This window comes from Nocardia sp. NPDC058058 (assembly GCF_042885355.1).
GTDB lineage: Bacteria > Actinomycetota > Actinomycetes > Mycobacteriales > Mycobacteriaceae > Nocardia.
Window position 1 is genome coordinate 1,575,418 of sequence record NZ_JBHVSA010000002.1, and the last position, 25,369, is coordinate 1,600,786.

The following is a 25,369-nucleotide window of genomic DNA, read 5'->3' on the forward strand; positions in this document are numbered from 1 at the left end:
GCAATTCTTCGGTTATTGAACCCCGCGCAGATATCGGCCGAAATGCGGCACCGTGAAACCGATGGTGCCGCGTTCGGCGGAGTAGATCAGACCCTTCTTGATCAAGCCGTCCCGGGCGGGGGACAGGGACGCCGGTTTGCGATCGAGCTCGCGTGCCACGGCGGAGGTGGACACCGGCCCCTCATCGCCCGCGAGATCCGCCATGGCGCGCATGTATTCGCGTTCGGCGGGTGTGGCGCGCTCATAGCGGGAGCCGAAGAATCCGACCGCCAGCTCCTCCTCGGCATGCGGCGCGGCCACCGCCACATCCTCCTCGCTGATCGGGCTCTGCGCCGCCGCGTCCCAGGTCGCCTTGCCGTACGCCTGCACGAAATACGGGTAGCCGTCCGCCTTTTCGTAGAGCGCGTCCAGGGCGGCCTCGCTGTATTTCACGTCCTCGCGACCGGCGGGGGCGATCAGCGCCTGATCCGCCGCCTCCCGATCCAGGCGGTCGATGCGGTGGTACGAGAACAGGCGCTCGGAGTACGACTTGGAGGCCGAGAGCACGGCGGGCAGATGCGGCAGGCCCGCGCCGACCACGATCAAAGGCGCGGCGTCCTGGCTCAATTCGTGGCAGGCGCCGCAGATGGCGGAGATGTCCTGCGGGCCCAGATCCTGCATCTCGTCGATGAACAAAGCGATGCCGACACCGATGTCGCGGGCAAGTTGCGCGGCCTCCAGCAGCAGCTCGACGAGATCGATTTCGATATCCCCGGAATCGGCCCGGCCGGTGACCGCCGGAACATCGATACCCGGATTCCAGCGGTCCCGCATACCCTTGTCCGCGGTCGATCGGAGCGCGAAAGCCTTGAGAATCCCCAGGAAATCGTCCACCTGCTCCGGATTGCGATGTGCCACCGCTATCGAGCGCACCGCCATGTGCAGAGCTGAGGAAAGCGGCCGCCGCAATTCCTGATCGGGGCGTGCCTCGAGTTTGCCGGTACCCCAGCCGCGGGTCCGCGCGGCCGAACGAAGTTGATTCAGCAGCACCGTTTTTCCGACACCGCGCAGACCGGTCAGCATGACGCTGCGTTCGGGGCGGGCGCGGGCAATGCGCTCCAGCACGATGTCGAAAGCGTCCAGCTGCCGATCGCGACCCGCGAGTTCGGGTGGGCGCTGCCCGGCACCTGGGGCGTAGGGATTTCTGACCGGATCCACGGGCACGACGGTAGCGCCAAAGTTCGGGATTATCCGGGCATCTACCGAAGCCCTTAGAGAGGGCAATCGACGGGCATACGCCGCCTGTCCACCGGCGACACGAGGAACTGTCCGTTTCGCCGGGAGCGGGTGTTCGCTTCGTACCCCTTGTCGCGCTTGCACCCTCGCTACCCTTATGGCTGATTCACAGATGCCCAGGGCAGGAGGGTTCATGTCGGAGGAAGCCCCGTCCACCGTCGCCGAGGTGGTCGAGTCCTGGAACGTACCGGCGGAGGCGATAGTCGCCGCGCGCATTCGCAACAACATTCTGGTCGCGATCGAACGCGGCTATGACGATCCGCAACTGGTCGCCGATCTCGCGGTTGGTCCACTCGTGATGGCGCTGGGCCAACTCGAAGTGGAACTCGCGGACGCGCGCCGCCGCATCGCGGATCTCGAAAAAGCAGTTGAGGCGCGCGGTTGATCTCGAGTTTGCGCTTCGATAACGGGCATTTCGATCGCGTATATCTTCCCGTGATCCGGCCCGGCATAGCGGAATTCGTGCTGCGGCCGGGGGATTTGCGGTGTGTCGCGACACGCGCCGCGTGTGGGGTGGACAACACAGCCGGGTAGTCGTAATCTCTTCGTGACTTAGCGGAGTCTGTCGCTTCATCGGAGAGGCGGCCCGCGACGTTACCGGCTAGTCGACGACGAACCACAAAGACGTTCGTCAGCGAATCGGGATGTAGCAAGATCGGAGATGGCGGCTCGGTGGGTAAGCACAGCATGCAGCGGGAATCTCGAATTCCGAGTTCCGTGAAGGGCGCAGTGGTCATGGGCGCCATGGCGGCAACGACAACCGGCGTGTTCCCGGCGATCACCGCCCAGGCCGCCACCATCGATATCCCGGGTATCGGGAACTTCGATGTACCGGACGATTTCGCGCCCCAGGTTCAGCAGTTCAACCAGGCGGTCAAGGACCTCCAGAGCACTCAGGTCGGGGTGAATCCCTCCCCCGGCGCCAACGGCTTCCAGCTTCCGGAGCTGTTCCCCCAGAAGCAGACCGGCCCCGCGCAGATCGCGCTCGAGGCCGCGCAGACCAAGGTCGGCGCTCAGTACTCCTGGGGTGCCACCGGTCCGTTCAGCTTCGACTGCTCCGGTCTGGTGCAGTGGGCCTACAAGCAGGCCGGAGTCGAACTGCCGCGCACCAGCTTCGAGCAGTCGCACGTCGGCGCGCCCGTCGCCTTCCAGGATCTGCAGCCCGGCGACATCGTCGTCACCAACGGCGGCGGCCACGTCGGCATGTACGCCGGTGACGGCAAGCTGCTGAACGCGGTGCAGACCGGCACCCCCGTCTCCTACACCAACCTGCGCCCCGACATGGTCGTCACCGCGCGCCGCATCGCCGCCTGAAAAACAGCGATCGCCGCATAACGACCGAGTTCGAAACGACTGCCGCCCAGTCGAAGATCACGACCTCGCGCGCGACACGTATCGTGTAGCCCGTGACGTCAGCTCTACCGAGCGAACCGGCCCAGGCCCGAGTTGATTCTTGGGTCTGGGCCGTTCGTCTTTTCAAAACCCGCTCCGCCGCCGCGACCGCCTGCCGGGCCGGGCATGTGAAGGTCAACGGCGTGGCGGTCAAGGCCGCCCACTCGCTCAAACACGGTGACGAGATCCGGGTTCGGATCGGCGGCGTCGAACGCATCGTGATCGTGCAGCGGCTGCTCACCAAACGCGTGGGCGCGGCCGTCGCCGTGCAGTGCATGATCGACAACAGCCCGCCCCCGCCCGATCCCGCGGTGATCGCCACCCTGCCGCAGCGCGATCGCGGCAGCGGCCGGCCCACCAAACGCGAACGCCGCGAAACGGATCGGCTACTCGGCCGCGACGCCTGAGCCGCCGCGCTTCGCCCCGGCACCGTGCCCGCCATCGGCCGTGCTCGGCGAGTGGGCGGCGGCGCGATTGGCGGCCAGGGCCGTCGCCAGCACGGTCACCAGTGCGCCAAGCATGAGCGCGGCGGGTTCGCCCGGGCGCAGCACATGCAGTTCGGTGCCGACGGTGACCGCCGCGACCGGCACCCCGATCTGCGCGGCAGCCATGGCGCCGAACGTGATCGGCTGACCGGTGATCCGCATGGCCATATGCGCCAGCACCGCCGCCCCGCCCAGCGCCAGGCCGAGCAGGATCAGCCACGGGTGATCGCCGAACTCGCGCAGGTTCAGTCGCGCGCCCAGCCAGACGAAGAACATCGGGGTCAGGAAACCGTCGCCGATGGCGAACAGCTGTCGCGCCACCCGCCGCGGCTCCCCGATGGCCGAGACCACCAGGCCCAGTGCGAAACCCGCCAGCATGATCGAGACGTGCGTGCGGGTGGCCAGCGCGCACAGCGCGAACAGCAGCACCAGGCTGACCCGCAGCTCCAGCGCGAAACCGCGCTGCTCGGACACCTTGTGGAAGCGGTGGCGCAGCCCGGAATCGCCCAGGTACTTCAGCGCGAAGTACAGCACTACCGCGCACGCCGACACCGCCAGCGCGCCCAGCGCCGCCCGGCCCGCATTGCCGGGATCGATCACCAGCGGCAGCGCCACCACACACGCCGCATCGGCGATGGCGACCTGGGCGGTCAACTCCAGCACCGGCTTTCCGGTCAGGCCCTGCCCGTCGATGATGGGCAGCACCAGCGCGGCCGACGAGGAGGCGATCAGCACGGCGTACAGCGCGCCGTGGCCGGTGTCGAACAGCGCGGCCACACCCAGCCCGGCGGCGACCGCGAGCAGGCCGACCAGCACGGCCCGCACCGCGCCCCGGCCCAGCGCCGACCGAATGGTCGAATCCCGCATGGGCACATGGGTTCCGGCCACGAACATGACCACCGCGAAACCCACGTCCGCGAGGAAGGTGAAGGTGTCGTCGGCGGGGTTCAGCACCCCGAAACCGGTGCTGCCGAACACGATTCCCGCCAGCAGCTCACCCAGGATGACCGGGATGTGCCACTGCGGCCGCCACGCCAGGATCGGTCCGGCCAGGCCGAGCAGCACGATCAGCGACAGCAGTTCGAAAGTCACGGCAGCGAAGCGATTTTCACCGGGATGAGGATGTTCTCGTCCGAGTAGTAAATCGCGCACACCCGGTGATAGCCGTCCGCGATCTGCGCGGGCACACCGCGCCGGAAGTTGCCGCGCACCAGCAGAATCGGCGAGAGCGCCTTACCCGCCAGGATTTTCTCCAGATCGCGGCGCACGTACGGGTTGTACGCGGGCAGGATCTCCAGCTGGGAGGCGCGCAGAATATCCTTGGCCTTCTTGTGGGTGACCTGCGCGGCGCGCAATTCCTCGATGACGGTGTTCACCACATCCGGATCGCCCAGCATGTCCAGGAAGTCCGCCGCGGCCGGATAGTCGTGCTCGTCCGGCTGGTCCTTCCATTTCACTTGGATAGTCGCCTCGGCCATTCCGACATCATTCCCGCGCGACCGGCGTGGCACCGCCCGACACGCTGGTCAGCGGCAGCCAGCCCACCCCCGAGAACCCGATGGTGAAATCCGTCGGATCGGCCGAGGTCAGCTCGACCAGATTGCCCGCCGCCACCGGATGCAGCGCCCGCCCCGCCAGCACCACACCCCGGATCGGCGGCCCGGAATCGCGGATATCGTCCAGCGCCCCAGCCAGATCCACCCGATCGGTGGCATCGCACTGCACCACCACCACGCACTCCTCCATCCCCTCCAGGGGTTCCGGCAGCGCCCGCGCCAACCGGGTCAGCACCACCACCTCGCGCACCCCCGCGTCCAGCAGCCACCGCACCACCAGCGCCCCCGACACCCCGAGCCCACCCGCCACCACGTACGTCCCGTCCACCCGAATCCGCACCTCGGGCATCCGCACCCCGACCCCCTCCACCGACACCCGCCGCCCCCAGCGCCGCTGCGGCGGCGGCATCGTCAGCGCACCCAGCGCCGACCACTCCACCCGCCGCCCCTCCAGGAACAGCCGCCCCACCGCCCGCAGAAAGCTCCCCGCCTCATCCGTCCGAGACCCCACCGCGTACGCCGCTCCCCGAAACGCCATATGCTCCCGCGCCACCGGCGTCAGCACCCCGTGCGGCCCGATCTCCACCACCGTCGAAATACCGGCCCCCGCAGCAGAATCCAACGCCGCACCGAGTTCGACCGGCCCAGCCGCATTCAGCGCCCAATACGCCGCATCCGTACACCCCTGCGCCACCCCATTCGCCCCCTGCGCTGCTTTCGGTCCGATCACCATGCCGCGCCGGGTGGTTGAGAAGAACGGCATTTCGGGACGCAGCGCCGAAACGGTCGCGAGTTCCGAAACCAGTTGCGGGGCAACATCTCGGGCGCGCGGAGCGTGCGGCACAGGGATCGGGCCGCCGATGGCGTCGTCGGCGGCGATGCGCTGCGCGAAGATGGCGCGGCGGTGGGCGCGGCGTACCAGGGTGTCGATATAGCGCGGGTCGCCGGAGACCGTGATGGACGATGGGCCGTCGACGGCCGCGACTCCGACCGAGGAGCGCATGGGTTCGATCAGCCGATGTACTTCGGCGGGGGTGGCTTCCAGTACCGCCGCGGCACCGTCCGCACCGGTTCCGGCGAGCAGGCGGCCGCGGGCAACGGCGATCCGAGCACCGTCCGCCAGTGATACCGCACCGCACACCACGGCCGCGGCGACTTCGCCGATCCCGTGTCCCGCAACGGCATCCGCCCAGACACCCCACACGCCGAGCAGGGCGGCGAGCGCCACCTGGAACGCGAACAGCGCCGGTTGTGCGAACTCCTCGCCCTCGGCGGCAGCACCGAATCCGTTGCGCGGCGTCCACACTCGCGGCCCGCCCGCCGCCGCCACCGCATCGGCGGCCTCGGTCAGTGCCGCCGCGAACACCGGATAGCGTGCCGCGAGGCCGCGCCCCATGCGCGCGTGCCCGCCCGCACCCGAGAACAGGAACAGCACTCCGCCCGCGCGCTCATGGTCGGAAATCCCGACCACCTCACCGGATCCGGTTGTCCCTGTCGTGCTCGGCAGCGTGGAACCGACCACGCGCCGCACCATTTCACCGGCGATATCGCACGGTGTGCTCGGCGCGGGCGGGGATACGCGGGCGGCGGCGGATACGGGCAGTGCGCCCGCGAGCGCGGTGATGTGGCGGGCCAGTTCGCGGAATTGGCTTGCGGCGTCGGCGATGTCATCGGCCAGAATGGCGGCTCGGGTGCTGCCCGGTGTCAGGCGCGCCACGGCGGCGGCGAAATCGCGCAGCGTGGGATAGGCGCCGATCGCCGACGCATAGTGCAGGCAGAGTTCGTGCAGGGCATCGAGATCCCGCGCCGACAGCGGGATAAGCAGCGGGGGGTCCATATGGTGGACACGGGCGGCCGCGACGTTCGCGGACACGGTCTGCGCGGCGAAGGGTACCGAAGTGTTGGTTTGGGTCGCCCCGGCATCGTTCAGGCGCAAGGAAATTCGCGTCATGGCGTCTCCTCCATGCGGGAATCCCATTCCCGAGCCGGAGAATTCGGCGTGACACCGAACGCCCGTGCGATGGGCGTCCCGGGTGCGTTGCAGGATCAGCACGGCGGCGTGACTGGACTCGGGAATCGCGATCGCCGAAATATGCTGCGGCAGAGATGAATCGAGAACTGCGGCCAGGTCCGCGCCGCCGGTGATGACGAACGGTACGGATTCGTCGGCGAGCAGGCGGGCGGCGGTGTCGACCGCGACCAGCGGTGCGGTGCGGTCGCTGGCCACCAGCAGGCTGGGGCCGTGCAGGTCCAGGGTGCGCGAGAGCAGGTGCGCGATGTTCAGCGCGGCGGCGGGGCCGAATGTCGTTGCGGCACCGAAGACCACGGCGGCGCGGGAACCGGGGGCGAGGTGGCCCAGGCCGGAATCGTCGAGGGCCTCGACGGCGAGTTCCAGGGTGACGCGCTGGCGCGGATCGAGGGCAGCCGCCTCGTGTTCGGGCAGCGCGAACCAGTCATTGTCGAATGCCGTACCTGTCGGCCGGTACGCGACACCGACGATCGACACCCGCGGAGCGGGCGCCGAATCGTTCGCTGCTGTCGTACTCTGCCGCACGGAGAACCCCTCCCGTGGTCCGGCGACGTGTGCGCCGAGGTACCTCCGGCGATTCTGCCAAGAATTCGCCGCCGCCAGAAGAGCTTTGGCGCAGGTAGATTGTGACTCGGCGTGCCATCCACGGGTGTGGGACGCGCGCCGCGCGCCGCCACCGGGTGGCCGCGCGCGGTTACGACATCGGCGGGGGAGCGGCTGCTAGGCCGAGGCTGCCCGGGTGTGAATCGGGTGCTCGAGATCCGCCGGCGTGGCATGCGAGGTGAAGAATCGCAATGCTAGGTTCACCGCGTCCTGTTCGGTGTGAACGCCCGAAATAGCCATTGTCCGCCGCAGCGCGTCATCGTCGAGATAGATACGAGTGATTGCCATTTCGGCACCTCCACCACTTCGGACTGTCGTTAAAGCATGACGCATCGACGGGCCCCGGGTAACCGAAATGACTAGAGCCCTTGGCACGATCTGCCAAGGGCTCTTAGCGGAAATTCTCAAAACACCTATTGCGCTTTCGAGAACATGCCGCCTGGTCGTCAGACCAGCATGCTGCCCAGCTGGCCGCGGATGATCTCCTCGGCCTCGGAAACCATGCGGGACACCAGATCCGCGCAGGTCGGGATGTCATCGATGAGGCCCTGGACCTGACCCGCGGACCAGATTCCGGCGTTCAGATCACCCTCTTCGAAAACGCGGCGGCCGCGCGCACCGGCGACCAGTTCGCGCACATCCTCGAAAGTGCCGCCCGCCTTCTCGATTTCGACGACCTTGCGGCTGATCTCATTGTCCGCCACGCGCGCGGTGTTGTGCAGCGTACGGAAGATGAGCTGCGTCGCGCGCTCGGAATTGGCGACGATCTGCTCCTTCACCGTCTGGTGAATGGCCGATTCCTGCGTGCACATGAAGCGGGTGCCCATATTCACGCCGTCCGCGCCCAGCGCCAGCGCCGCGACCAGACCGCGCGCGTCGGCGATACCGCCGGAGGCGATCACCGGAATATCGAGCGCCTTGGTGGCGGCGGGGATCAGGATCAGGCCGGGGACGTCATCCTCGCCCGGGTGACCCGCGCATTCGAACCCGTCGATCGACACGCCGTCGACGCCGATCTTCTGCGCCTTGAGCGCGTGCCGGACGCTGGTGCACTTGTGCAGCACCTTGATGCCCGCCGCCTTGTAGTACGGCAGGAAGGGCTCGGGGTTGGAGCCCGCGGTCTCCACGATCTTCACGCCCGACTCGATGATCGCCTGCATGTACTCCTGGTACGGCGGCGGATTGATCGACGGCAGGATCGTCACGTTCACACCGAACGGCTTATCGGTGAGCTCGCGCGCCTTCTCGATCTCCTTCAGCAGATCCTCGGGCGTGGGCTGGGTGAGGGCGGTGATGATGCCGAGACCGCCCGCCTGGGACACGGCGGCGGCGAGTTCGGCGCGGCCGACCCACATCATGCCGCCCTGCACGATCGGGTGCTCTACCCCGAAGGTCTCGGTGAACCTGGTACGCAGCATCGACGCAGTCCTCTCTGGCCTCTCACAACTGGCTCGATACTCGCATAGTTGCATATGGGGGTTCAACCCCGATGTGAGTCGGAGTTTGCACCTTCGGTGGCGTAGGTGACGTCGACCTGGGGATAACCGCAGCTGGTCACTTCGGCTACCAAGAGCAATTTACAGCCTCTGAGCTGCTGATTGAATCGATGATAAACATCGTACAGAACCTTCTCTGTAACCCTTGTCACGCCAAGAAGTTAGTTGGTATTCTCGCGACCAACCAGACGGAAGGGCACAGCATGACCACAGGTTTCCGGCCGCTCGACGAGCCGATCCGGTCGCGGCGCAATCACTGGGTCAACCAGGTCGCCACGCACGCGGCCATGCGGGGAGACGGTGTGGCCTTCCGTTTCCAGGGCACGGACACCACGTGGGGACAGCTGCACGAGCGCTCGGAGCGGTTCGCCGACGGGCTCGCCCGGCGCGGCGTCGGATTCGGCGACCGGGTGCTCATCCTGGCGCTCAACTACACCGAGTACATCGAGGCCGTGCTCGGCATCAACGCGCTCGGAGCCATCGCGGTGCCGGTGAACTTCCGGCTCACCCCGCCCGAGGTCGCCTATATCGTGAGCGACTCCGGTGCGAAGGCCATCGTCACCGACGCGCCGTTGCAACCGCTGGCCGCCGCCGTGCGCGCCCAGGCCCCGGCGCTGGAAACCTGCGTGGTCATCAACGGGCAGAGCGGCGACGGCGTCATCGGCTACGACGATTTCCTCGCCGAAGGCGGCGAACCCCATGCCGCACTGGACATTCCGGAGGATTCCCCGGCGCTGATCATGTACACCTCGGGCACCACCGGCACCCCCAAGGGCGCGGTACTGTCCTACGCCAACCTGAATTCCCAGGCGCTGACCTGTATCCGCGCCATGGAGATCACCCCCGACTCCATCGGCTTCTGCACCTCACCGCTGTTCCACATCGCCGGATTGGGCAGTCTCACACCGTATTTCCTGCTCGGCGGCAAGACCGTGCTGCATCCGCTCGGCGCGTTCAACCCCACCGAATTCCTCGACGCCATCGAGGCCGAACAGGCCACCACCGCCTTCTGCGTCCCGGTGCAGTGGCAACTCATCTGCGAGGACCCGACCGTCAAGGACCGCAAGCTGGCCTTGCGCGCGCTCTGCTGGGGTGCGGCACCGGCCTCGGATACGGTGCTGCGCGCCATGGCCGAATGCTTCCCGGACGCCTTCAATGTCGCGGTCTTCGGCCAGACCGAGATGTCGCCCATCACCTGCGTGCTCGAGGGTCGTGACGCGCTGACCAAGCTCGGCTCGGTCGGCAAGCCCATCCCCACCATTCAGGCCCGCATCGTCGACGACGAGATGAACGATGTCGAACCCGGCACCGTCGGTGAGATCGTCTACCGCGGCCCGACCCTCATGCAGGGCTACTGGAACAAGCCCGAAGCGACCGCGGAAGCCTTCCACGGCGGCTGGTTCCACTCCGGCGATCTGGTCCGCGCGGACGAGGACGGCTTCATCTACGTCGTCGACCGCAAGAAGGACATGATCATCTCCGGCGGTGAGAACATCTACTGCGCCGAAGTGGAGAATGTGCTCTTCGCGCACCCGAAGATCCACGAGGCCGCGGTCATCGGCCGTGCCCACGAGAAGTGGGGCGAGGTCCCGGTCGCGGTGGTCGCCCTGGCCGCGGGCGTGGACACCCTGACCCTCGAGGAACTCGAACCCTTCCTGAACGAATCCCTGGCCCGCTACAAGCACCCCAAGGATCTCGTCATCGTCACCGAGCTGCCCCGCAACGCCAGCGGCAAGGTCTTGAAGGTCGAACTGCGCAAATAGGTTTCAGATCATGTCGTTCTTGGTGAGCCAGCGCATGATCGGCCAGCCACAGAACACCGGGAGCCAGCAGGTGAGCACCCGGTAGAGGAGTACGGCGGGGACCGCGATGGTCGCCGCCACTCCGAATGCCGCCAGACCACCGATGAGCGCGGCCTCCACCGCGCCAACGCCGCCGGGTGTGGGCGCGGCCGAGGCCAGCGTCCCGCCGATCATCGTCACGATGGTGACGGTCACGAAAGTCGTACTGCCGCCGAAGGCTTCGATACTCGCCCACAGCGCGAGCGCCATGCCCAGCGTGGTGGTGGCGCAACCGGCGACGATCATCGCCAGCCGACCCGGACGGCGCGACAGATCCTTGAGCTGCGCCAGCACATCCGCGAGCTGCGGCCGCACCTCGTTGAGCAGCCAGCGTCGAATCTTGGGCACGAACATGGTCACACCGAGCAGCCCCAGCAGTGCGCCCGCCACGAAATACAGCACCGTCGCACTGGGCACGAAATGCGACAGGTTCGTCGAAACCCCCGCCGCCACACTGAAGAACAGCAGCAGGATCAGGTGCGTGACCACCTGAATGGTCTGCTGTAGCGCCACCGCCGCGGTCGCCCGCACCGCGCCCAACCCGCTCTTCTGCAGGAACCGCACGCTCAACGCCAGCCCGCCCACACCCGCGGGAGTGGTGGTCGCGGCGAAGGTATTGGCCACCTGCATGAACAGCAGATTCCGGAAGTTCACTTCCTCGGAAGCGCACGCCCACAACGCCATTGCCGCACCGAGATAGGTCAGCGCCGATACCGCGAGCCCGAGCAGCGCCCACCACCAGTTGGCGTAGCGCAGTTCGGAGAAGAACGTCGGCACGGCGCTGATGTACGGGTACGCCACGTACACCAGGCCGATCAGCAGGATCAGCTGAATGAACTGGTTCCGGGAGAACCGGGTGATCCGCGCCGCCTCGATCTTGTCCTGATCGGTCTGCTTGGCCACCTCTTCGCGGGTGTGCTTCATCAGATCCCCGGCATCGGTCACCGCGTTCCGAACCTGTTCGGGGATGGCCGTTCTGGTGAGCCGCCGGGACGAGATCAGCACCCGCTGCGCGCCCATGCACTCGATGGCCGTGCGCACCGCGGTCTCGACGCCGAACAGCGCGGCCGAGGTCAACAGCAACTGTGCCACATCGGATTGGAAGCGCACCTCGTAGGTGCCGAATTCCGAGGCCATGAAACCGCCGAAGCGCACCTGCCCGTCGATGATCCGAATATCCTCGGCGCGCAGATCCCCGTGCGAGATCTGGGCGTCGTGCAGCGTGTGCAGCGCCTGCCACACCTTGGCGAGCGTCTGGGCGCCGTCGGCGGCCGAAAGCGGTTTACCGCCGGGCACGGTGTGCGCGTACATCATCCAGCCGCGATCGAGGGCGGCGACGGTCAGCGGTTTATTGCTGCCCAGGCCCAGATCGCCGATGGCGATGCCCATCAGCGCGCGATGTTCGACCGCGCGCCGCATGGACGCGAACAGGCTCGGATACTCGCTGGCTCGAATCGTCAACCAGCGCCGCAACTGTCGCAGCGCACTGCGGCTGCGCTGATTCTGTCCGTACATCTCGACGGTGATCGGATCGCCCTCGGTCTTGGCCGAGAGCACCAGCGGCCCGCGCCCGGCCGGGCGCACCACCTGGAAGGCCGTCACCTTGAAACCGCGCTGCGCGAGCACCCGCACCGCCGCGTCCAGCGGCACCTCCAGCGCGGGCGTGCCGACCACCAGCACGATCACCGTGCCCACCAGCCAGCCCACCGCCAGGCCCAGCATGGCGCGGGCGGGCACCACCAGCGACACCACCAGGTGGATCGGCACGAACGCCAGCAGCAGCGTCCACCACCAGCGCCGCCAGCGCGGGGGCAGCCACGGGCTGGCCACGGTGAGGGTGGCCGCCAGCATGGCGATCCAGCGCGGATCGTCCAGGAATTGCGACAGGAAGGTATTGAGCTGTTCGGCCTCGGACAGATGCCACTTCGGCGGGGTGAAACCGGTGCCGGTGATGGAGAACAGCAGCAGCGCTATCAGGCCCGCGGACAGGAAGCCGCCCAGCAGTTTCCACTGCCGGCCCCAGATCAGGCGCACCAGAATCGCGAACGGAAGCGCCAGAATCGCGATGCCGTACAGGATGTAGACCAGGTTGGACTGTTCCGGGGTGAGGAATCCGACGATCTCCGAGACCGAGCGCTCCAGCGCCACCCACTGCGGCCGCGTGATGAGCGAGCCGGTGATGACGACGGCGGTCAGTATCGCGGACAGCACGACACGCAGAATGTCGCTGGTCCGCCGGATCCGCGGCTGCAGCAGACTGCCGGAGACAGGAATTTCCCGTCCGTCGACTCGCATGTCCTATGGGCGCTTTCGGATCGTGGGAACGACTGCGGTCCCATGGTCGGCTCGGGGCGGTGGTGGTGCCCGGTTACCGTAACCCGTCGCGCCCTCCGAGCGGGACGACCCCGCCGCCACGCCGAACGCGTCGTCGCGGTTATTCCTGCTTAATAGGTTCGGCGCGGGGCCGCCGGAGCCCCGTGCGAGGATCGACGCGTGGTGCCCGATCTGCGTGTGTGTTTTCTCGGCGAGTCTTTCGTAGCGGGGATCGGCGACCGAAAACACCTGGGCTGGGCGGGCCGTCTCGCGGTGCGCGCCACCGCGGCCGGACAGCCGCTCAACTACTACAACCTGGGAATTCGCCGGGAGACCAGTACCGAGTTGCGAGCGCGCTGGGCCGCCGAATGCACCCCGCGATTACCCGCCGGGGCGGACTGCCGGGTGGTCATCTCCACCGGGGTCAACGATTCGCAATACGAGAACGGCCATCCCCGAGTCGATCCCGGGGTCTCGGCGGACAACCTCGCCGCCATTCTGCGCGGGACGCGGGAAAGAGGCTGGCAGACAATGGTGGTCGCACCGCCGCCGAATGTGGACGAGGATCACAATCGGCGACTGCTGGCTCTGGATCTGCGCTTCGCCGAAGTCTGCGACGCCTTCGACGCGCGGTATCTGCGTGTGCACCAACCACTGCGCGCCAATCCGATCTGGATGCGCGAGGTGGCCGCGGGCGACGGCTACCACCCCGACGCCACCGGCTACGACGAATTCGCGGCACTGCTGGCACCGCACTGGCTACTGTGGCTGGCCGATCCGGGTTCAGGACTTCCGACGGTTCGCTGAATGCCGCCCGGTGTCCGGGCCGAGCAGCTGATCCACCACCGGCGTGATCTGCGGCGGCCGCTTGGCGGCGATACCGGAACCGACCAGTACCCCCAGCGCGATGGCGGCGACCGTCAGCGTGGTCGTGACCAGCACGTGCAGACCATTCGCATTGGATTCGGCCACCAGTTGCGAGACACCGGTGAGCCCGATGCCGCCGGGCACCAGCATCCAGAACGCGGGCAGGAACGTCACCTGGGTGGGCGGGGCATTCCGATTGCGCTGCACCAGATATGCCGCGGGCACCGCCACCATGCCGCCCAGGAACGACCCCAGCAGCCCCCCGCCGATCTGCACGCCGAGCTTCTGCGCCGCGAACGCCGCGTACAGCACCACCAGCAGCCAGGGCAGTGATTTCGGCGGTGCGCTGGATCGCCAGGAATGCCCGAACCCGATCAGCAGCACACCGAGAATCGGGGCCCACCAACCCAATTGATGCATATGCTCGGGCGGATTCGGATGATTCGGGCCCAGCAGCTGCAATCCGATGAAAACGCCGAACGCCAGCAGGAACAATTTATTCAGGCCATAGATGGTGCGACTCGCACCCGCCACCATCGAGCCGGTGGCCAATTCGATGGAACCGTTGGTGAGCGTGGCGCCCGGCAGCAGCGCCGAGACGCCCGGCACCAGCAGCTGCTGCGGATTGCCGCCGCCGAGCGCGTGCGGAAAACCGAAGGCCAGCATGGTGACCGCGCCGCCCGCGACCACCGGCAAACCCAGGGACAGCAGCGGCATCCGGTCCGCGAGCATGATCAGCAACTGCACCACCAGGCCGATCACGATATAGCCGAGCAGGGCATTGGCGGTCGGATTGAGCATCAGGCCCAGGCCGAGGGTGAGCACCACATTGCCGAGCAGCATGAGCCACACCGCGGTCGGCGGCGGTGAGCGCAGGATCGCGGCCAGGGCGGCCGTGGCCATGGGTGGCGGGGGCACCTTGTTCTTGATCTGATCGATCAGCTTGTACAGCGCGGCGATCTGATCCAGTCGCAGCGTATCCACCGAGGCGTCCAGCAGATCGACGGCCGAACCGCGCGAATCATGCACGCGCACGAAGATTCCGGTGGGCAGCACGAAGAAGTGCACTTCATCGGCATCGTAGCGGCGGGCCAGATCATCGAGAATGCGCTGCACCTGATTGGTGGTCTCGCCGGAGGCGATGAGCGCGACGCCCATATGCCGCAGCAGATCCAGCAGATCGGCCGAGACGGGCGGCTCCTCCGGTTCGGGCGCGTCCTCGGCGGGCACTTCGGGTCCGCTGGCGCTGACCCGGCGCAGCCAGCGATCCATGGAACCGGCGGCGCGGCGGGTGGCCCCGTACAGACGGCCGCTACTGGGGCGCGGGGCCGGAGCGATGCGGTGCTGGGGTTGATGATTTTCCGGTTGCGGGTGGTCGGGGGTGTCCGAGTCCATGCGCCTCCTTTCGCCCGTTCGAGTTGGCAACTTTCTGGCAAATTCACCCTAGCGCGCAACTAACCGACTGGTCGGTGGCGTGCGGGGTTTCACGACGACATCCACCTTGGGTAATCCGGTTCGCCTGGAACGACTCGTCTGCGAGCATTGGCGGTGTGACAGAACCGTCAATCCCGTCCCGGCCTTCAAAGCCGGGGTATGCCTATCGGTTGCAGCGTCCATAACCTGAGTGCATGGATATCGACACGCGACTGCTGCGTTACTTCCTGGCGGTCGCGGACACCGAGTCCCTGCCGCTGGCGGCGCAGCGCCTGCATGTCGCCCAACCGGCCCTCGCGACCCAGATCAAACAGCTCGAACAGCAGCTCGGCGTGGAACTGTTCATCCGCTCCCGGGCGGGCTGGACCCTGACCGCCGCCGGAAAGGTACTGGCCGACCGGGTTCCGGGACTGCTCGGCGCCTGGGACCACATCCTGCGCGATACCAAGAGCGATGCCAGCCGCGCCGCGCGCGTACTGCGCCTGGGCTGCGTGCACAGCGCCGCCGACGGGCACATCCCGGAAATCATCCGCGTCTTCCACCGGCTGCACCCGGATTGGCAGGTCGACATCCACCAGGGCGGCTGGACCGACCCCACCGCCGGACTCGACGAAGGCGATGTGGACGTGGCGCTGCTGCGACTACCCTTCCCCGGCCAGGACGGCTACTACGTCCGGGAACTGTTCACCGAACCGCGCTGGATCGCACTGCCGGACAACCATCCGCTCGCCCAGCGTGAGGACATCGCCTTCCGCGAACTCTGGGATGAGCCCTACGTCGCCTCACCCGCGGAAACCGGGTGGTGGCGCGACTATTGGATGGGCCTGGACGCCAGACCCGCCGATACCGCCATCATCGGCGCCATCGCCCGCAGCACCGACGAATGGCTGCGCGCCATCGCCAACGGGTACGGCGTCAGCTTCACCCCCGCCTCCACCGCCGCCGCCAATGCCCATGCGGGCGTGGTGTTCCGGCCCGTGCACGGCATCGCGCAGACCCGCGTCGCACTGGTGTGGCCGGACGCCTCCGAAGCGGATCCCATTGTGCGGTACTTCATTCGGTGCTGCACCGACATCATGGGACATCAGGCCGGCGACGGCCGCCGCACCTCATAGCAACGCGGCGCTATTCACGCCCGGCACAGATCGGCCCGGCTCCTCGGCCCGGCCCCGCCGCAATTGCGCGGCCAGCCGCGCGACCCGCTCGCCGAGTACGGCGCAGGTGCGAATATCGGACTCGGACATGGCATTCGGCGGCAGATCGACATTCGTCTGCGCGCCCGCACCGAGCCAGAAACCCAGGCGATTCGAATCCTCCCGGCTCGCGGTGCTGGAATTCCAGCCCGCCGTCAAACCCAGGTTCACCCAGTGCATGTGATGCTGCGCGGCGAAAATCGACAGCGAGACAAGCGAATGCAGTTTGTCACCGCTCATCGCACCGGAATTGGTGAAGCCCGCCGCGACCTTGTCCCGCCAGCGGCCCTCCGAACAGCGGCGCGAGGTGGCCTCGGCGAACGTTCGGAACCCGGCCGACACATCGCCCAGATAGGTGGGGCTGCCGAAAACGATGGCATCGGCCTCGTCCAGCGCCGACCAGTCCGATTCGGTGATCCGGTCCACCGGAACCACGCGGGTGCGTGCGCCCGTCGTCCGTGCACCGTCCGCTACCGCCGCGGCGAGTACCTCGGTATGTCCCCAACCCGAGTGATAGGCGACGACAACGCTCGGAGGGGAAGTGAATTCGCTGTTGTTCATGATTTTCAGCCTCGCCGGGGGCGGATTCGGCGTCCAATACCCGCATTCATAACCTGTGGGAATGGATATCGACACTCGGCTGCTGCGCTATTTCGTCGCCGTCGCCGAGGAAGGTCATCTCACCCGGGCCGCACAACGGCTCTACGTATCCCAGCCCGCGCTGACCAAACAGATCCGGCTACTCGAAAACCAGCTCGGTGTGCAGCTTTTCACCCGATCGCGCACCGGAATGACACTCACCGAACCCGGACGGGTATTCGCCGAGCACGCACCGGAGCTGCTCGCCGGATGGGATCGCATGCTGCGCGCCACCAAGAGCGATGCCAGCCGGGCCGGGAAAGTGCTGCGGGTCGGATTCATCGCCAGTGCCGCAAACGAATTCACGCCCGAGATCGTGGCGGCCTTCCGGCGCGCGCACCCGGACTGGCGGGTGGATATGCGCCAGGTCGGCTGGACCGACCCCAGTGCCGGACTCGCCGACGGGGATGTGGACGCGGCGCTGGTGCGACTACCGTTTCCCGGCGACGACCGCTTCCGCGCCCGGGAGCTGTTCACCGAACCGCGCTGGCTGGCGCTGCCCGCGGACCATCCGCTCGCCGCCGCCCCGGAAATCGACTTCCGGGAAGTATGGGAGGAGCCATTCGTCGCCTCACCACCGGAAAACGGCTGGTGGCGCGACTTCTGGATCGGCGCGGACGCCCGGCCCGCCGGTACCGCGGTCATCGGGGCCATCGCCCGCAACACCGATGAATGGCTCACCGCCATCGCCAACGGCTTCGGGCTCAGTTTCACCCCGGCCTCGTCGGCGCGCTACTACCCGCGCCCCGGCATCGTGTATCGGCCGGTGCGCGGCATCGGCCCGAGCCGCGTCGCGGTCGCCTGGCCCGCCTCGGCCGAGACTCCGCCGCTGGTCAGCGATTTCATTCACTGCTGCTTAGAGGTATGCGCCGCCGGGTCGGGACAATAGTGCGCCCCGCACCCCGTCATCCCGGCGCGCTTTTGGCCGGGATCCACCAAACCTGTTGGTGTGTGGCCGGTGTGGATCCCGGCCAAAAGCATGCCGGGATGACGAGGGGCTAGGTGGTTTCCAGGGCTGCCATGGCGGCGTTGTGGCCGCCTATGCCGCTTACGCCGCCGCCGCGGATCGCGCCCGCGCCGCAGAGCAGGATGTTGGGGTGGGCGGTGGCGACGCCCCAGCGGGCGGCGGGGGAGTCGCTGGAATCAACTGGGAGGTAGGGGAATTCGAGGTCGCGGTGGAAGATGTGGCCGCCGGGGAGGCCGATATCGCGTTCCAGGTCGACCGGGGATTTCGCTTCCAGGCAGGGGTTGCCGTCGCCGTCCAGGGCCAGGCAGTCGCGTAGGGGTTCCGCGAGGACGGCGTCCAGTTGGGCGAGGGTGGCCTCGACCAGGCGGGCCTTCGCGCCCTCCGGGTCGTCGGCGAAAAGTCTTGCGGGGGTGTGCAAACCGAAGAGGGTGAGGGTGTGTGCGCCCCGGGCGCGCAATTCCGGCGACAGGATCGACGGATCGGTCAGGGTGTGGCAGTAGATTTCCGCGGGCGGTGCGGAGGGGAGCTGCCCGGCGGCGGCCTCCCGATATGCCCGGGCGAGTTGGGAACTCGATTCGGCGATATGGAAGGTGCCCGCGAAGGCATCGGCCGGATCGACGGCGGTATCGCGGAGTTTCGGCAGGCGGCGCAACAGCATATTGATCTTGAGCTGTGCGCCCTCGGGGCGTTCGGCGGGTTCGCCGAGTAGTTTCGCGAGTTCATAGGGTGCGGCGTTCACCAGCACCTGCCGGGCGGCGACCGCGCCCGCCCTGCCCTCACCCGAGGTGAATGCCACTTCCGCTGTGCCGCCGTCGGTTTCGATACCGGTCACCGCGCAACCGGTGATGATCTCCGCCCCGGCCGTCCGCGCGGCCGTCGCGAGCGCGTCGGTCAGCGCACCCATCCCGCCGACCGGCACATCCCAGTCGCCGGTGCCGCCGCCGATCACGTGATAGAGGAAGCAGCGGTTCTGTAGCAGCGACGGATCATGCGCGTGGGTGAAGGTGCCGATCAGCGCATCGGTGAGCACCACACCGCGCACGGTGTCGTCGGCGAACTCGCGCTCCACCCAGTCACCCAGTGGCCGTTCGAAAACCGACTCCCAGAGCTCGGAATCAGCGACGGTGCCGCGCATTTCGTCCCTGCTGGGCAGCGGCTGCGTCAGGGTCGGGAAGACCCGCTCCGCGAGCGCCCCGGTACGGGCATAGAAATCCTGCCACGCCCGGAAGTCCCTGTCCGAACCGGTGACTCGAACGAAACTCTCCCGCGTCTGCGCCTCGGACCCGTTGTCCACCAGCAGCCCACCCGCACCCACCGGCGTATACGACGAGATGCGCCGCTTCCGAGTCTCGAAGCGCAGCCCCAGTTCTCGCACGATCTGCTCCGGCAGCAGACTCACCAGATACGAATACCGGGACAGCCGTGCGTCCACCCCCGGAAACACCCGGGACGAGACGGCCGCCCCGCCGGTGTGATCCTGCCGCTCCAGCACCGCTACCGACCGCCCGGCCCGCGCCAGATACGCCGCCGCGACCAAGCCATTGTGCCCGCCGCCGACCACCACCACGTCGTACCGCCCGCGCGCGGGAAAGCCCGGAGCCGTCTCGTCACTCATGAATCGACTCTAAGCCCGGCTATGCCGGAACTCTCCGCCATCCCGCAACGGATGACGAGGTTGTCAGCGAGCCGCCATATCCAACGCCGCGAGATGGCTGAACAGCACCGATGCGCCGATCGGGTTGCCGCCGCCCGGGTAGGTGGTGCCGCTGGGGGCGGCCATGGTGTTGCCCGCCGCGTAGAGGCCGGGGATGGGGGTGTCGTCGGCGGTGAGAACGCGGCCGACGGTGTCGGTGCGCAGGCCGCCCTTGGTGCCCAGGTCGGAGATGCCGAAGGCGGCGGCGTGGAACGGCCCCTGCACGATCGGGGTGAGGGGGGATTCGCCGTTGGAGAAGGCGCGATCGTAGGCCTCGTCGCCGCGGCCGAAGTCCGGATCCGCCCCGGCGGCGGCCTGTTCGTTGAAGCGGGCCACCGTCGCCGCCAGCGCATCACCCGGCACGCCGATCTTCGCGGCCAATTCCTCCAGCGTGTCGGCGGTGTGCCAGAGTCCGGCCTCGAGGTACTTCTCGCGTTCCACCATCGGCACATTGCTGGCCTTGATGGGCGGTACGCCGCCGTCGGCGTCGTCGTAGACCATCCAGAACGGCAGTGTCACGGTTCCGGCGTCCATCGCCTCGATGATGTCCCGGCCGAGCCGGTCGTACGGCGCGGATTCGTTCACGAACCGCTCCCCGGCCTGATTCACGAAAACGCCGCCGGTGAACCAGAGCGCGAACGCCGCGCGCCCGTCCGGGTGGATCAGACCCGGCGACCACCACGCCTGATCCATCAGATCGGTGTCCGCGCCCGCCGCGATACCGGCCTCATGGGCTTTGCCGACATTTCCCCACGGCCCCATGGTGTCTCGCGCGACACCCGGCACACCGAAGCGCTGGCGCAGTTCGTCATTGCCCTCGAAACCGCCCGCCGCCAACAGCACTCCCTTGCGGGTGCGGATCGCGGTGCGCTCCCCGTCCTGTTCGACGATCGCGCCGACCACCGCGCCATCCTCGACGACCAGCTCCACCAGCGCGGTGTTCAAGCGCAGGGAAGCGTTGGGGTACTTGCCCATTGCCAGCAGGAACCGGCCGACCAGCGCGCGCCCGCCGATCAGATAGTCCGGCTGCGGTTCGCCATTGCGGTCGGTGCCCAGCGGTCCGCGGATCGACGCGCTCAGCTCGCCGAGCTTCTTGGCGGCCAGCGGTTTGGGGATGATGTGGCGCTTACCGTCCAGCCGCGCCTTGGGTGCTTTGCCGTAGTAGTCCGGCCACGGGAACATCTGGAACGCGATGCTCTCATCGCTCTCCAGATACTCGATCACCTTCGCGCCGCCACGCACATACGCTTCCTGCAATTCGGCGGGCGTGCGATCACCGACCACGGCCCGGTAGTAGGTGAGCGCGTCCTCGAGCGTGTCATCCACACCCTCGCGCCGGAGTACCGGATTGCACGGGAACCACACCCCACCGCCACCCGAATACGAGGTGGTGCCGCCGAATTTCTCGGTGGCCTCCACCAGCAGCACCGTCAGTCCCTCGCGCGCCGCCGTATACGCCCCGGCCAGGCCGCCGCCCGAACCGGCGACCAGCACATCGACCTCATTGTCCCAGTACGTCACCACAAACTCCCTGTTCTCGCCTACGCCCGACGGTAAGGCGCGGGCGCGAGCCTCGCACAGGAACGTCCCGATGGCCAGGAATCAGGCGGCAACCCAGGGCAGCAGCACGATCTTGCCGCGCACCCGCCCGGATTCACTGAGCCGATGCGCTTCGGCGGCATCGGCCAGGGACATGACGCGCTCGACCGCACCGCGCAGCAGACCCTGTTCGAGCAGGGGCGTGAGCGCGCGCAGATCCGCGCCGGAGGGGGCGACGTAGTGCCGGTGGAACCGCGGATCGTCCAGGACGCCGTCGCGCTGGGCGTCGATGAGGCGACCTTCCGGGGTCAGGATGGACAGTGAGCGGTCACCGTAATCGCCGCCCACGAGATCGAACACCACATCGACCGCCGGGGTCAGCGTCGTGAAATCGACTGTCCGGTAATCGATCACCTCATCCGCGCCGAGCGATCGCAGGAATTCGTGATTCGCCGCCTGCGCCGTGCCGATCACATACGCGCCACGGTGTTTCGCGATCTGCACCGCCAGATGTCCGACGCCACCGGCGGCCGCGTGGATCAGCACCCGTTGTCCCGGTTCGATTTTCGCCAATGCCTGCCATGCGGTGAGCACCGCCGTCGGCAACGCGGCGGCCGCGGTGTGCGGCAGGCTCGCGGGTTTGGGAGCCAGATTGTCCGCCGGGGTCACCACATATTCGGCGTAGGTGCCCGAACGGCTCAGTGCCATCCCGAAAACCTCATCGCCGATACTGAAATCGGTTACCCCGTCCCCGATTTCGGCAACCGTCCCGGATACGTCGAACCCCAGGGTGAACGGCGGCGGTCCGAGCACATCGATGCTGCCGTTGCGGAGCTTCCAGTCCGCCGCGTTCACCGAGGTGGCGGCGACCCGCACCAGGACCTCACCCGCACCGGGGACCGGCCGTTCGATCTCGACGGTTTCCAAAACTTCCGGTCCGCCGACTGTGTTCTGACTGATCGCTTTCATGTCCATGATTCTTCGGCCGGTAGTATCTTCTGGGAAGAAGGCACTAAATAGATCCCGAGGTACCCGATGGATACCGTCTTCGACGTGGAAGAATCCACCAATCTGGTGGAGGACTATCTCAAACGCTGCCCCGCGCGTGATGTGCTGGCGGTGCTGGCCGACAAATGGGTGCTGCTGGTTCTGGGCGTACTGCGCGCGAACGACGGCCCGGTCCGCTTCAACGAACTGCGCCGCCGCCTCGACGGCATCACCCAGAAAGTGCTCACCCGCACCCTGCGCGATCTGGAACGCGACGGACTCGTGCGCCGCGCGGTCTATCCCACCGTGCCGCCGCGGGTCGAATACTCACTCACCCCGATCGGGGCGGACCTCGGAAAGCTCACGCATGCCATGGGGCAGTGGGCGCTGGCGCACGTGGATGAAATCACCAGCGCCCGAGCCGAATTCGACGAGCGCGCGGCGCGCCCGGTGGAACCGCTCAGTTCTTGACGGCCAGCAGATAGCCCTGCGGGGTGCGCTCTTCCTCGCGAGCGGTGCGGGACATGCGCGCGGTCACGGTGAAACCGAGGTCCTCCAGGGTCGCCGCCAGGGTATCGGGGGCCCAGCGGTAGGACGTGGTGACCCTGTGGTCGTACTCCTGGATACCGCGCGATTCGTCGGCGGCCTGGAAACCGAACAGGGCGTGACCGCCCGGGCGCAGCACGCGCGCGAATTCGCCCAGCAGCGCCGGGATTCGGTGCGGCGGGGTGTGAATGATGGAGTACCAGGCCACGATTCCGCTCAGCGACGCATCGGTGAGATCCAGGCTCTCCATGGAACCGATCTCGAACCGCAGATGCGGCAGCGCGGACTGCGCGCGGGTGATCATCTCGGGAGATAGGTCGAGGCCGAAGACATTGAGCCCCAGCACATCCAGATAGCGTGCGGCACGGCCCGGACCGCAGCCGAGATCGGCGATCAACCCCGGCTCGGCTTCGGCGGCACGCACCGAGGCGGCGAACATATCGAGCATCGCCCGATCGAAGGGATTCTCCTCGATACCCTCCTGGAAAGTGTTCGTGTACAGCTCCGCTATCTCGTCATAGCTTTCTCTGGTCACCCGGACATCGTCGATCTCGGTGGTCATGACTCTGACTCTATGGCCGCGCACGGTCAGAAGCCGGTAGCCCCCGTCGACGGGGTGCGCAGATCGTGATCTTCCGCGCCCGAGCGCACCCGCAATACCGTGTACGGGCCCATGCGGGTGCGCAGCGGCCACAGCGCGAACTCCACGAAATGCCGGAAGTCCCGGTACAGCGCGGGGCGATACAGGCCGCACCGCCACACCGGGCGCGCCGCCTCGGGCCGCTGCCAGCCGTTCGCGCGCATCAACCCGGTAATGCGTGGATGCAGGCCGAGACCGGCCTCGGCGTCCAGGCTCACCCGCAGGCCGTCCGCGTCGCGATGGAAATGCGCGGTGCCGCGATCACCGGCATCGACGGTGGCCTCGGCGTTCTCGGGCAGCTCCGCGACCACCACCGCGAGATCGTCGAAGAACTGCCGCCATTCGCGCTCGGCGGCGCGCCGGGCGGTCTGCTGCTGTTCGATGATCAACTGACGGCCGCGTTCGGCCGGATTCACCAGGTACAGCTCGACCGTATTCTCGTCCGGCACAATGCCGATCGCCAGATTCTTCGATGCCCAGACCGGGCCGTGCGCATGCCGGAGCGTGCCGTGCACGGGTGCGCCGAGTTCGGCGCGCAGACCCTCCACCGCGCGAGTTACGGCCGCCGTCAGCTGTTCTCGCACCTCGGCGGGCGGACCCTCCTCGTACAGTTGGGATTCGATGCTGTCGCTGAGGGTGATGCACACCGCCTCCAGACGGTCGCCGCCGTAGCAGTAGCGAGCGCGCGAATGATCGATCCGCAGTTCGGTTTTCGCGTGCACCACGCGATCCGACGGACCGGGCTCGCCCTCCAGTCGCCAGCCCAGGCGCTCGGTGAACGCGACGATATCCGCGCGCGCCCACGACCAGTCGAAATCCTTTGCGGCACGCGCTATTTCGATACCGCCGGGCACATCCACGCGCAACGGGCCGATATCGAAACCGTATGGGGCGTTGCTGCGCAGGAATTCCGCGCGCTGCGTGCGCGCGGTCGCATGCGGCGGAATACCGAGCGGGGTGACATCGAGGTCCTCGCCGCCCTCCACCCAGGCGTCGGCCACCAGATCGGTCACCGCGCGCACATCCAGAATGCGCAGCGCCTGCACGGTATCGGCCGCGAAATGACTGACGGCGGTGCGCCCGGCATCGCGCGGCAGGGTGCGCCACCAGTTCGCGTCCTCGGAGGGTTTCCAGCCCTGCGCCATCAGCTGATCCTCGACCTCGACGCCGTATCGCCAAGTGGGATCGATGAATTCGCTACGACTGAGCTCACCGGTGAACTCGCCCGGCTCCACCACGAACTGCACGTAGCGGCCGCCGGGCGCGGTCACCACCAGGCGCGCGTCGGTGGCCAGCGATTCCAGATACTCCGCCAGATCCTCGGTGAAGCGGCCCCAGCCGCCCAGGCCCGCACGCCTGCGTGCGCCGTCATGCCGCTTATCCATCCAGAAGCGCTGATCGAGCGGATTCACCAGCATCAAATCCACGGTGTCGGAGCCGATCGTCAAACCCACCAGCAGATTCGGGAACACCCAGGACGGTCCCTCATCGGGTCCCGCACCCGATTCGGGCTCACCCCACACCTCGACGAACGCGGCGCGCACCCGCGCCAGCGCATCGGCGAGCAGTTCCCGATGCGCGGTCGCGGGACAATCCGAAACCGGCACCCGCACGTACTGGAGGCGCCGCCCGCTGCCCCAGAACATGGCCGAATCCCACCAGATCTTCAGCCCGGTGCGGGAGAACACCGCGCCGCGCCGCATGGTGCCCACCGGCTCCGGGGTGTCCCACCCCACCCGGCGCGCGAAACTCCGGACATCGGTCGCATCCCAGCCCCAGACGAACCGCACTGCGGCCCGGACGATCTCGATAGCGCCCGCACTGTCCACCCGAACCTCGAAACCCACGTGGCGACAGTAGCCCCGCGAGGTCCG

22 protein-coding genes are annotated in these 25,369 nt (G+C 67.6%); 8 read left to right on the forward strand and 14 right to left on the reverse strand.

What is annotated here, in order from left to right; all coding sequences use genetic code 11:
- Positions 1–12: 12 nt before the first annotated feature.
- Complete coding sequence (locus ACFVUS_RS21920; protein WP_387769036.1) at positions 13–1,197, reverse strand: AAA family ATPase; 1,185 nt, start codon at positions 1,195–1,197, stop codon at positions 13–15.
- 211 nt (positions 1,198–1,408) lie between these two features.
- On the opposite strand from ACFVUS_RS21920, the gene ACFVUS_RS21925 reads away from it, so the two are divergent.
- The 3 genes from ACFVUS_RS21925 (at position 1,409) to ACFVUS_RS21935 (ending at position 3,074) form a co-directional block, all read left to right on the forward strand.
- Entirely contained in the window at positions 1,409–1,660 is a 252-nt protein-coding gene (locus ACFVUS_RS21925; protein ID WP_387769039.1) for a hypothetical protein, read from the forward strand.
- A gap of 287 nt (positions 1,661–1,947) precedes the next feature.
- Positions 1,948–2,589: a C40 family peptidase gene (locus tag ACFVUS_RS21930; protein WP_387769042.1), complete on the forward strand. Its 642-nt coding sequence runs from the start codon at positions 1,948–1,950 to the stop codon at positions 2,587–2,589.
- Positions 2,590–2,681: 92 nt separating this feature from the next.
- Positions 2,682–3,074: an RNA-binding S4 domain-containing protein gene (locus tag ACFVUS_RS21935; protein ID WP_387769046.1), complete on the forward strand. Its 393-nt coding sequence runs from the start codon at positions 2,682–2,684 to the stop codon at positions 3,072–3,074.
- On the opposite strand, the gene ACFVUS_RS21940 is transcribed toward ACFVUS_RS21935, so the two are convergent.
- From ACFVUS_RS21940 to ACFVUS_RS21960, 5 genes are all read right to left on the reverse strand, one after another.
- Positions 3,054–4,244, reverse strand: a complete 1,191-nt coding sequence (locus ACFVUS_RS21940; RefSeq protein WP_387769049.1) for a cation:proton antiporter — start codon at positions 4,242–4,244, stop codon at positions 3,054–3,056. The two genes, ACFVUS_RS21935 and ACFVUS_RS21940, sit on opposite strands and share 21 nt — an antisense overlap.
- Positions 4,241–4,630: a hypothetical protein gene (locus ACFVUS_RS21945; RefSeq protein ID WP_375961318.1), complete on the reverse strand. Its 390-nt coding sequence runs from the start codon at positions 4,628–4,630 to the stop codon at positions 4,241–4,243. The genes ACFVUS_RS21940 and ACFVUS_RS21945 overlap by 4 nt, the downstream gene beginning before the upstream one ends.
- A 7-nt stretch (positions 4,631–4,637) precedes the next feature.
- Entirely contained in the window at positions 4,638–7,214 is a 2,577-nt protein-coding gene (locus tag ACFVUS_RS21950) for an acyltransferase domain-containing protein (protein ID WP_387769053.1), read from the reverse strand.
- 243 nt (positions 7,215–7,457) lie between these two features.
- The gene (locus tag ACFVUS_RS21955) at positions 7,458–7,628 is read right to left on the reverse strand and encodes a type II toxin-antitoxin system VapB family antitoxin (RefSeq protein ID WP_387769056.1); all 171 of its coding nucleotides are present in this window, start codon (positions 7,626–7,628) and stop codon (positions 7,458–7,460) included.
- 158 nt (positions 7,629–7,786) lie between these two features.
- Positions 7,787–8,758, reverse strand: a complete 972-nt coding sequence (locus tag ACFVUS_RS21960) for an NAD(P)H-dependent flavin oxidoreductase (RefSeq protein WP_387769059.1) — start codon at positions 8,756–8,758, stop codon at positions 7,787–7,789.
- Between the two features lie 281 nt (positions 8,759–9,039).
- Here ACFVUS_RS21960 and fadD5 point away from each other — a divergent pair, with 281 nt between their 5' ends.
- On the forward strand, positions 9,040–10,599 hold the full coding sequence (fadD5, locus tag ACFVUS_RS21965; protein ID WP_387769062.1) for a fatty-acid--CoA ligase FadD5: 1,560 nt from the start codon (positions 9,040–9,042) through the stop codon (positions 10,597–10,599).
- Between the two features lie 3 nt (positions 10,600–10,602).
- Here fadD5 and ACFVUS_RS21970 read toward each other — a convergent pair whose 3' ends face one another.
- Positions 10,603–12,972, reverse strand: coding sequence for a YbhN family protein (locus ACFVUS_RS21970; protein WP_387769065.1), 2,370 nt, complete (start codon positions 12,970–12,972; stop codon positions 10,603–10,605).
- A 201-nt stretch (positions 12,973–13,173) separates the two neighbouring features.
- On the opposite strand from ACFVUS_RS21970, the gene ACFVUS_RS21975 reads away from it, so the two are divergent.
- Positions 13,174–13,797 (forward strand): GDSL-type esterase/lipase family protein, encoded by a 624-nt coding sequence (locus ACFVUS_RS21975; RefSeq protein WP_387769069.1) that lies wholly within the window; start codon positions 13,174–13,176, stop codon positions 13,795–13,797.
- On the opposite strand, the gene ACFVUS_RS21980 is transcribed toward ACFVUS_RS21975, so the two are convergent.
- Positions 13,774–15,252, reverse strand: a complete 1,479-nt coding sequence (locus ACFVUS_RS21980) for a threonine/serine exporter ThrE family protein (RefSeq protein WP_387769072.1) — start codon at positions 15,250–15,252, stop codon at positions 13,774–13,776. The two genes, ACFVUS_RS21975 and ACFVUS_RS21980, sit on opposite strands and share 24 nt — an antisense overlap.
- A 233-nt stretch (positions 15,253–15,485) precedes the next feature.
- Between ACFVUS_RS21980 and ACFVUS_RS21985 the strand changes: the two genes are divergently transcribed.
- Positions 15,486–16,406 carry a LysR family transcriptional regulator gene (locus ACFVUS_RS21985; RefSeq protein ID WP_387769075.1) on the forward strand — a complete coding sequence of 307 codons (921 nt, stop codon included), beginning with the start codon at positions 15,486–15,488 and terminating at the stop codon, positions 16,404–16,406.
- Here the strand turns inward: ACFVUS_RS21985 and ACFVUS_RS21990 are convergent.
- The gene (locus ACFVUS_RS21990; protein WP_387769078.1) at positions 16,401–17,045 is read right to left on the reverse strand and encodes a flavodoxin family protein; all 645 of its coding nucleotides are present in this window, start codon (positions 17,043–17,045) and stop codon (positions 16,401–16,403) included. The two genes, ACFVUS_RS21985 and ACFVUS_RS21990, sit on opposite strands and share 6 nt — an antisense overlap.
- A gap of 61 nt (positions 17,046–17,106) precedes the next feature.
- Here ACFVUS_RS21990 and ACFVUS_RS21995 point away from each other — a divergent pair, with 61 nt between their 5' ends.
- Complete coding sequence (locus tag ACFVUS_RS21995; RefSeq protein ID WP_387769081.1) at positions 17,107–18,012, forward strand: LysR family transcriptional regulator; 906 nt, start codon at positions 17,107–17,109, stop codon at positions 18,010–18,012.
- 109 nt (positions 18,013–18,121) lie between these two features.
- On the opposite strand, the gene ACFVUS_RS22000 is transcribed toward ACFVUS_RS21995, so the two are convergent.
- The 3 genes from ACFVUS_RS22000 to ACFVUS_RS22010 form a co-directional block, all read right to left on the reverse strand.
- The gene (locus ACFVUS_RS22000) at positions 18,122–19,705 is read right to left on the reverse strand and encodes a phytoene desaturase family protein (protein ID WP_387769084.1); all 1,584 of its coding nucleotides are present in this window, start codon (positions 19,703–19,705) and stop codon (positions 18,122–18,124) included.
- A gap of 63 nt (positions 19,706–19,768) precedes the next feature.
- Entirely contained in the window at positions 19,769–21,304 is a 1,536-nt protein-coding gene (locus ACFVUS_RS22005) for an FAD-binding protein (RefSeq protein ID WP_387769087.1), read from the reverse strand.
- Positions 21,305–21,385: 81 nt separating this feature from the next.
- Positions 21,386–22,291 carry an NADP-dependent oxidoreductase gene (locus ACFVUS_RS22010; RefSeq protein WP_387769090.1) on the reverse strand — a complete coding sequence of 302 codons (906 nt, stop codon included), beginning with the start codon at positions 22,289–22,291 and terminating at the stop codon, positions 21,386–21,388.
- A gap of 66 nt (positions 22,292–22,357) precedes the next feature.
- Between ACFVUS_RS22010 and ACFVUS_RS22015 the strand changes: the two genes are divergently transcribed.
- Entirely contained in the window at positions 22,358–22,780 is a 423-nt protein-coding gene (locus ACFVUS_RS22015; RefSeq protein ID WP_387769093.1) for a winged helix-turn-helix transcriptional regulator, read from the forward strand.
- Here ACFVUS_RS22015 and ACFVUS_RS22020 read toward each other — a convergent pair.
- Together ACFVUS_RS22020 and ACFVUS_RS22025 are read right to left on the reverse strand one after the other, a co-directional pair.
- Entirely contained in the window at positions 22,770–23,417 is a 648-nt protein-coding gene (locus tag ACFVUS_RS22020) for a class I SAM-dependent methyltransferase (RefSeq protein WP_387769096.1), read from the reverse strand. The two genes, ACFVUS_RS22015 and ACFVUS_RS22020, sit on opposite strands and share 11 nt — an antisense overlap.
- Before the next feature lie 26 nt (positions 23,418–23,443).
- Entirely contained in the window at positions 23,444–25,342 is a 1,899-nt protein-coding gene (locus ACFVUS_RS22025) for a DUF6301 family protein (protein WP_387769100.1), read from the reverse strand.
- Positions 25,343–25,369: the final 27 nt, after the last annotated feature.